General features: G+C 48.6%; 7 protein-coding genes. 1 reads left to right on the top strand and 6 read right to left on the bottom strand.

Features of this window, described 5'->3' with window-relative positions:
* Nucleotides 1-357 precede the first annotated feature (357 nt).
* From cmr6 to cmr1, 6 genes are read right to left on the bottom strand one after another with little or no spacing between them, the layout of a single operon-like run.
* Nucleotides 358-1,479, bottom strand: a complete 1,122-nt coding sequence (gene cmr6, locus HMPREF3066_RS03500; RefSeq protein WP_070440474.1) for a type III-B CRISPR module RAMP protein Cmr6 — start codon at nt 1,477-1,479, stop codon at nt 358-360.
* Complete coding sequence (gene cmr5 / locus HMPREF3066_RS03505; RefSeq protein WP_003762295.1) at nt 1,476-1,850, bottom strand: type III-B CRISPR module-associated protein Cmr5; 375 nt, start codon at nt 1,848-1,850, stop codon at nt 1,476-1,478. Before cmr5 ends, cmr6 begins: the two co-directional genes overlap by 4 nt.
* Nucleotide 1,851: 1 nt before the next feature.
* Entirely contained in the window at nt 1,852-2,757 is a 906-nt protein-coding gene (gene cmr4 / locus HMPREF3066_RS03510; protein WP_070440476.1) for a type III-B CRISPR module RAMP protein Cmr4, read from the bottom strand.
* Between the two features lie 51 nt (nt 2,758-2,808).
* Entirely contained in the window at nt 2,809-3,972 is a 1,164-nt protein-coding gene (locus HMPREF3066_RS03515) for a type III-B CRISPR module-associated protein Cmr3 (RefSeq protein ID WP_070440478.1), read from the bottom strand.
* A complete protein-coding gene (cas10, locus tag HMPREF3066_RS03520; protein ID WP_070440480.1) occupies nt 3,969-5,843 on the bottom strand; it encodes a type III-B CRISPR-associated protein Cas10/Cmr2 in 1,875 nt (624 codons plus the stop codon). The genes HMPREF3066_RS03515 and cas10 overlap by 4 nt, the downstream gene beginning before the upstream one ends.
* Nucleotides 5,844-5,860: 17 nt before the next feature.
* Complete coding sequence (gene cmr1, locus HMPREF3066_RS03525; protein ID WP_049225934.1) at nt 5,861-7,111, bottom strand: type III-B CRISPR module RAMP protein Cmr1; 1,251 nt, start codon at nt 7,109-7,111, stop codon at nt 5,861-5,863.
* Between the two features lie 266 nt (nt 7,112-7,377).
* Here cmr1 and HMPREF3066_RS03530 point away from each other — a divergent pair, with 266 nt between their 5' ends.
* On the top strand, nt 7,378-7,785 hold the full coding sequence (locus HMPREF3066_RS03530) for a hypothetical protein (RefSeq protein ID WP_049225933.1): 408 nt from the start codon (nt 7,378-7,380) through the stop codon (nt 7,783-7,785).
* Nucleotides 7,786-7,952 lie beyond the last annotated feature (167 nt).

The following is a 7,952-nucleotide window of genomic DNA, read 5'->3' on the forward strand; positions in this document are numbered from 1 at the left end:
ATCCCCGATTAGTGGGGCAAGTCTTCCGACTTGGAACGTTTTTTAGACAAACTGGAAAAGCAAAACGTCTTAATCCCCGATTAGTGGGGCAAGTCTTCCGACTGCACTCGGTTAAAAAATTTCATTATTTTCAATCTTCTATATGGTTAAGAAAGGTTAGCATTTTTCCTTAACCAACAAAGACATTATTTAATAAAACCTTAACTGAAAAGAGCAGCCGAAAGACAGACTTTTCGCTATCCGTCGGAAAACTTGTGTTTCGGATTATAGCCGTCTGCTTTGCATTGGACAACGCTTTTTAACCGTTTTGCGGCTTTAGGTCGTCTGAAAAGCTTGGGCTTCGATAAAGATGAAAATCTATTCGCCGCGCAGCTTCGCCAGGATGGGTTTCAGCTCTTTGCCACGCTTGTCGGTCAGCCATTTCGCGTATTTTGCCATCATCTTTTTGACGGTAAACACGTCAGCAATTTCTTTTTTCTCTGCCGCGTTGAAATCGGGGCTTTCTGCGGCGGTTTGCAGGGCTGCCTTCCATTCTTGATAGAGTTTGTCGTGTGCTTGGTTGCCTATGATCTTGTTTGGTTGCTCCTCCATTCGTTCTTGCCATGTTTGGATAAACTGTTGATGCGCTGGCATGGCGGCAAGCTCGGCGGCTTTTTGTTGCGCGGCCAGGGCTTGGTTTTGTGCTTCTTGGATATTGCGGATGCTTCGTTGTGCTTCTTCGGCTGCTTCTGTGAAATAGCCGTAGCCGGATGCGGTTTTGCTGCCTGCGCCTTGTGTCTGCAAGGCTTGAAACAGTAGGTTTTGGGCATATGCCGCCCATGCCTGCGCGCCCGGTGCGCTTTCGATGACGAAATAGAAGCTGCCTTGTGTGGCGATTTGCTGGTTGGGGATGGGTGATTCCATTTCGTCGGCTTCGGGTTGTTTGCCGTTGTAGTATTCTTGGTGGTGGGTGGTGATGATTTCTGCGGCAAAGGGCGGGGTGTTGGCGGGGATGAACCATGCGTCGTGCCAAACGAGTGCGCCTGATTTCAGGCTGCCTGAGTCGCTGTCGTCGCCGAACAATACGGTCAGGTGGGCTTTATCCAGTCCGAGGCTTTCGGCATGGCTGCGGGCGATGCCTTTGACGGAGGAGCCTGCGATGAGGGGCATGCCGTAGGTGTGGCTGGTGCTGATGCCTGTTTCCAGTGCGCCTGCGCTGTTGAGGCCTGTGTAAAGCCTGCCTGAAATGCCGGCGGCAAGTGTGGCGAAGCGGCCGGTATCGGAAGTGGCCTGCACCCAGCGCGTAAAGGCGAGTGCGTACAGGCTGTCTTTTTTGGGCGCGGGAATTTTGACGATTTTTTGAATCAGCTCTGCTTTGGCTTGTTTGTTGTCTTTGTCCCACTCGGTCAGGCCGCGCTGCATGAGCAAACCGGCGTGTGCGTCTTTTAGGTCGTCTGAAATGAGTTTTTTCAGGCTTTCCCGCATGAGTGATATGGTCATGATTGTCCCCCTTGTTCGTCTTTGGGTTTGGGCAGCAGGGCTTGGGTGTAGCGTTTGAGGCTGGAGGCGGCTTCTATGGCTTGGCGCGTGAGGAGTTGGTAATGCGGTAAGTCTGCTTCTAAGATTTTCTTGTGTAGGCTGTTTTCGTTTTCTTCCAACAATTCGGCAATGTGCGCCAGTAGGAGCAGGTGTTCTTCTTTGCCTTTGGCTTGTAAGAAGCCGATGGCTTGGGCAAGCCCGGATTGCAGGATCATGGTGGGGAAATTCAGCGCAAGCGTGCGGTATTCTTTGACTTTTTCGTTTTTCTCTTTGACTCTTTGAATCAAGCCTAATGCGCGTTGGGCGTATTTTTGCGAGCGGATGTGTGGCATGTTATTCCCCTTTTGTCAGGTCGTCTGAAAGTACGAGACGACAGAGGCCGCGTCCGACTGTATGCTTGCCGCCGATTTGGATTTGGGTTTCTCCTGCGGGAATCAATGCGGAGAGTTCGTCTGCGCTTTTGGTGTTGCGGCTATGGCGCGATTTGTCGATGGCTAAAATGCCGTACAACACGCTTTCGGCGGGCAGGTTTTCTTCCGACCAGAGCGCGCCTTCTTTGACGATGCGCGTTTCGCGGTCAATTCTGATGCGCATGCGGATTTCGGTCGCGGTATCGGCTAAGAAGGAGAATGTGCTGTCGGGCAGGATAATGAAGCGTTGGCAGAGCTGTTCGCGCCATGCTTCGTTGTTTGCCGTGTTTTCGGGGTAAACGGCGGCGGCAATGTGTTCTGCCCATTGTTTGGCTTCGGTACTGGTTTCGCTGCCGATGTCCAAATCTTCCAGCGCGATTTGGCTGCCTGAAACGCGCAATACGGTGTTGTCCGGCACGGATGCGCTATCTTTTAAAGCGGGTACTTTGGGGCTTTCCGGCAGTATCCCGCGTACATCGCGTGCATAACGTTGCAGGATAAAGGGGCAAGTGGCAAAGGCGACTGTTCCGGCAAACGAGCGGATTGGAAGCAGCAATAGATGTGCATCGCCAAAGGCGGCGGCACCGGCATGAATATTTTCTTTGTCGGCTTGGCTGTCTGCGCCAAACAGGGCTTGAATGTCGTCTTCGCTGACATGCCATTTTTCTTTGGCCTCATCACGCAATACGCCTTTGAGCGCGCTGCCGGGGACGAGCGGCAGATTGGTGGCGCGGCTGCGGGCGATGGGCAAGTCTACTGCGCCGATGCCTTGACCTGTGCCGACGTGGAGGGCGGATAAGGCATGTAGGTGGAAAATTCGGGTGTTCATTTTGGTTTCCTTGTTTTTAAATGTGAAATAGGTTGTCAGGTCGTCTGAAAATTAAATGCTCTGCCACGGGCCGATCAATCCGATGCCGAAGCCGTCGCGTCGGTCTTGTTCGCTGTCGCTGAATGCCTGCCATTGGGCTTGGGCGAGTTCTGCCGGGTTGCCGCTTTGTATTTCAAACCAATACACTGCGCCTGCCGAAACGGCTTTTCGCATGGCTTTCGGTGCATGTTGCTGCAAATCCCAGCCTGAAACGGGCAGCCAACGGTCTATGGCGGCGGCGCGGAGTTTGACTTGCAGATTGGTATGCGGGAGTGTGCCTGTTAAGGTTTGGCTGTCCAACCAGCCGGGCAGCCAGCCTTTGTCAAACAAGGCAGGCGTCAGCAAGGTGAGCATCAATCCGTTTGTATATGCGTATTCGGGCTGTTTGAATACGTCGTCTGAAATTTTATTCAGTCGCGACAGCCTTCCTTCGCCGCCAAAACGCACTACGCTGTTATCTTGCAAATCGGCAGCCGTGCGTATCACGAAACCATAGCGGTGGCTTTCCCAGCCCTGATGATGCTTCCGCGCAGATTCGGCAAAGTCATAGGCGGCTGTTTGAAACAAACGTCCGTCTTCGGCTGCAAGTGTTTCTCGATTTATGCCGACATGGGTACGCGTTTCAATCGGCAGCGATTGTGCGCCGCGTTTATTGATGTCTTCAAACACCAACTTCCCGCCGTTTTGCCAAGCCAGCAGATCTGCCAAATCCCAATACGTTGCGCCACTTTGAGGCTTGCCTTTGATGGACGATTGGATTTGTACGGGCAATAAATCGGCTTGGGGGAAATCTGCCGCTGTATCGCTGCCAAAGGCTTGCGGCGCGAGACGGACGAGTTCGGTTTTGTCTGTCTCTTTGTTTTTTAAATACAGTGCGTTGGCAGGTTTAGGCAATAGGATTCTCAGGTCGTCTGAAATATCCTGTTTCGCTAAAAACGCGCCCTGTACGGCAATTTGGCGTAATTCATCGACTTGTGCGTCCGACAACTTGGCTCGATTGCCTTGGATTTTACTGTCCCAATCACAGCCGCTCTGCCCCATGATTTGCGTGCGTACCAAACCTGCGGCGGCGGAGGGTAGCGGAAATTGAATATCATCGGTATCCGACTGCGATCCAAACGGTTTGCCGCTGCGGAACACCAACGGCGCAAGTGCGTCTAAAAAATAGCTGTTCATGATTGCGCCTCCTGTCCTAAATCGTTTTGTGTTTTGGCGGCAAGCCAGCGGGCAATGATTAACTCGGTGGCAAAGATATTGAGTGCGCCGGTGTGTTCACTGCCAAGCTGACGTTGCAAGGCATCCAGTCGGGCTTTCAGCTCTTTCTTCACATCGTCTTTCAATTCACCACCCGACATATTTCGCGCCCTATCCAGCATTCGAATAAACTCGGCTTGGCGGATATTTTGGTGCAGATCGAAGGATAAATCGGCGGATTTCGGAAAATCCGTGCGCATAAAGATATCGCGGCTGTCGTAGGCAATACGGCTGCTGATTTCTTTCTTCTGATACCGGTTTTGCCATTTTTTAAATGCTGCCAAACCTGCTTCATCACTCCATTGCACACGCCAATCGCTGTCCGAGCCTGAACGCACGGACAAGGTAATCCCCAATCCATTGCGCTGTTGATCGGCAGGATAATTGTCGCCTTTTGCCACTTTCTCCGCGTGTTTTGCCAAACGGCGTACATTTCCGAGCGGCGTGCTGATGTGGCAAATCGCCAAACCGACGGACAATGTGGGCGCTTTTTCCGCTTTCAAAACATCTGACACTTTTTTCAAGCTGTCTGAAAATGCTTGCCGCAACGTATCCGCGCAACCAACCGCCTTATCCAGCGCGACAAAGCCCAATACATCATCGCCGCCTGCATACACACATTGCGCCCGGGAATCGCGCATTTTCGCAGGTACACTTTCGGCAAATGTAGATAATGCTTCGGTAATCGCTTGATGCTCTTCAATCGTTTTCGCACGATCCAGCAACTCGCCCATGCGGTCGCCGTCTGCCAGCAACATCGCCCAGTAGCTGCATGGTTCGCCATATTTGTGCCAAATCGTTTTTAAAACATTTTTCAACTTTGATAATTTTTCTGATGCATCTGCACTGCTTTTATTGTCTGACAAAGCAGCATCCAACCGATTGCGGTACAGCAACTGCCCATCAAACGGAAAATCTGAGTAAATGCCTTGATTGCCCTTTACACGAGTCGCTAAATTCAGCGCAATTAAAGGTTCGTAAGCATCGCAAAGTTTGCTTAACTCATTTTCAGGCAAACCTTGCAGCCAAGCATCTGCGGCTACACGGGTAACGGGCGTAAACTGTTCGCTATTGCCGCCCAAACGCTTCACAATTCCTGCGCAATCCAACTGCTCCGACCGACTCAAACCCAGCTTGCGTCTTGCCACATCAGACAAGTCGGCATCGCCGTTGGCTTTTTCCAGCAATACGGTTTCACGCGCCCCATCCAGTGAAGATTTAGGCAGCATAAACCGCTTGTCCCAAGCATCGGCCGCATGTGCAGGCGTAAAATCGCGTGTTGCCTTACGTGCCGCCAAAGCCGATGCGGCACGTTGGCTTGCATCCGAATAACCTTTTTCGGTTATCTGCGCCCATGCAGCCTGGATTTCCAAATAATCATCAAGTTGCATCTGCCAGATTTCATCGCGCAAAGCTGCGTTCAAATCCTGCCGCTCCTGCAGCACCTGTCGTGCCTGCCGCGCTATGGTTTCAAACCGTGCCTGCGCCGCTGCTTTCGCCTGTTCGACCAAATCGCGCACGGCGGCATCATCAGCCGCCTCAACCTGTACTTGAATTTTGTTGCCGACTGAAAAATTATTATCCATCCGGTCACAAGGCTCTAAACGGTCTTTGGTCGTCTCATCCACAAACGGAAACACCATCTGCGCTCCGGCTTCAAACAAACTCTTTGCAGCAGCCTTCGCCATTTCCGACAGCAGCCAAGAACCGCTCCATAAATCCCGACTCCGCCGTGCCGAAGCAATGAATCCCTGTACAGGACCGATGGATAGGGTTAAAACGTATTGAGTCATTTCAGCTTTCCTCTTTTTTATTTCGTAAAATAATTCAAAAACGCATCAATTGGATTACCGCCACCGTTTTCACTTAACGGCTTAACTTGCCGTGCCTTACTTTCCTCCCACAGCGTTACTGGATGTCCATTTCCCTTGTTTTGTTTTTTTTCTAATAACTCGACAGAAACATTTAAAACCTTATCCAAAGGAAGGCTCAATGCGGCAGCCTGAAAACCTCCCTTGCCATCCCAAACAGGGCGAATAATTAAAGGGCTGGCCATACGTTCCTTACATTTAGGCTGTAACGTTGTATCTGCTGGTTCATCACCACCAACAAAATGAAAAATAATCGGCATACCGAATACACCGCGCGCAAATAAATCTCCGGCAGGATGTTCCGGCTTGTGCCGATCAGAATGTGTTCGCGTTATACGTCGAATTTCATCAGGTTCAGACCAACGGCTGCGACCGGCAGGTTTTTTAATATCAGATGAAGGATTACGTCCAACCTCTTTGCCTTGCCGAAAATCACGCAATCGTTGCACCGCTTCTTTCCAAGCTTTCAAAGCACAATCAGTACTTGGACGCAAAACCAATTTGCAACCTGCCTTCATTACTTCATCAATACTCAAAGGCTGTTTGAAAACAGGATTAGAACTGTCCTTAACCACAAACGCACCACATCCGCGCCGGGTACGCGCACCAATCCCTCCAAAATTTACCCACCAGCGCAAGGTTTCCAAAACCTGCTGCTTATCCGTTTCGTTTGCCTTCTCATTCAAACGCCATTGCAAGGTCCAAGTCAAACCCTCTTTAATCAATAACGTTTTTTCACGTTTTTCCTCACTATCCATCGGAAAAAGAACATAAGCATAAGGTTTTAAATCATTACTCTTATTCTTCAAACGCACTTTTTTATCTGAAGGTAGAGACGAATCCAAGCTGCCTTGAAAATAAGAAATCTGTTTAACATTTAATACATCAAGCACACGCAAAAACACCAAACTCGCAGCAGCTTCTTCACCGATACCTCCCCACAAACGAAATTCCGCTTCACGCAAACTTTTTTCTTTCAAATTCCATTTTTGCTGAGCTAACAGCCGCCACCAAAAGCGTAACTGACCACGAATCGCTGTAGCACGAATGGGCATCAAGACATCAGGCATGGCTGCCTGAACACCACCGCCATAAATAGGCGTAACAAGCTCACAGTAAATTTCCTGCCAAGCCTCCTTGCTTCCAGGCAGTTTTTCCATCGGCTCAAAATCGGGTATTAGTAAAGCCATTTTCTTATCCTTTGTTATTTAACCAGCAAGTTACTTTATAACGAAACTAATCAAATTTTGCATTATACACAAATTTGTTTAGCATTCATAACTCATAAAAATGAGACTTGAGAACAAAATTACTATAACTGATAATAGACTTCTAATAGTAATAGGCGATATTAGTAAATCGCAGATTTAGTTAAGACTAAACGTTACGTTAATAGAATCCGATCAAAACCTGATTTTAAAGTGACACACAGCCACATCACGAAAACAACTGGATTATGCCATTAAAAATTAAGAACTTTTTATCTATTACTGATGCTGAGAGAATCGATTCAGCTTTAAATCAACTGCCTTGGGCTGGATCGAGCATAGATTGGGATAAGATTAAAGGCGAGAAGCTGCGTATTTCCTTATTTGGGGAAATAACGACAGCATCTATTCATTATGATACTTTTAAAAGATTTAAAGCTTGCCAAGGGAAGAACGTGGTAATTTACTACTCGCCATCACATCAACCTTGGATACTGAATACGGATGATTTTATCTATAATTGGTTAAGTATCTTTGAAGAATTACTTGAATTTCCTAAATTTATAGTATTTTGTTATGAAAAAATTTGGCAGCCTGGATATTTAGAAAATTCAATAGAATGCGAACCTATGGGAGAGTTAATTGGTTTAATCTGAAAAAGAACCCTAACACGCATAATATCTGAATTTGCGCACAAGGTATGGATTTGGGCTTAAGATTTTTTATGCCATTCATTGCAATCAGTTTTTCAAAAAAGCCGAAATTCTTTAATGGCTGCATGAAAACAGCCAGAGACCTTTGCAAAATCCCCCCAAAATCCCCT

Source organism: Neisseria sp. HMSC03D10 (assembly GCF_001807625.1).
GTDB lineage: Bacteria > Pseudomonadota > Gammaproteobacteria > Burkholderiales > Neisseriaceae > Neisseria > Neisseria mucosa.